General features: G+C 72.3%; 1 protein-coding gene. It reads left to right on the top strand.

The genetic code is table 11. The annotated features are described in order from the left end of the window. Positions 1–227 (top strand): phosphoribosyl-dephospho-CoA transferase MdcG domain-containing protein (locus tag EN850_RS34145; protein ID WP_281407305.1); only part of this gene is annotated, 227 nt, incomplete at its 5' end. Between the last annotated feature and the right edge of the window lie 152 nt (positions 228–379).

Raw genomic sequence — 379 nt, forward strand, 5'->3', positions numbered from 1 at the left:
GGCGGATCGATACCACCGCGCAGGCCGACGCCCTGGCTGCAAGGCTGCAGGCATGGGAAACGCGATACGGCCGACGGGTCGATGGCGAACTGTGCCTGGCCGACGGCGCCGCCGTGAACTGGCGGGAATACGCGGGGCGCAGTCGCGAGGTACTGGTCAAGCGCCCGGCCGGCGCCGCGCTGGAACTGCGAGAGTCCGTATTCGCCGCTGCCGGGGTGAGCGCATGAACGCCGTCGCGCAGCCGACTGCCCGGCCGGCCGCCGCCGTGGACTGCGCGCGCCTGGGGCGCCTCGCCGTTGCCAGCCTGCATGCAGAACTGGCCCTGGCACCGAAACCGGGACTGGTCACGCCGTTCGACCGCGGCAGCCATCACGACATG

Origin of the sequence: Mesorhizobium sp. M8A.F.Ca.ET.207.01.1.1 (genome assembly GCF_004794715.1) — a bacterium.
In the GTDB taxonomy this organism is placed as follows: domain Bacteria; phylum Pseudomonadota; class Alphaproteobacteria; order Rhizobiales; family Rhizobiaceae; genus Mesorhizobium.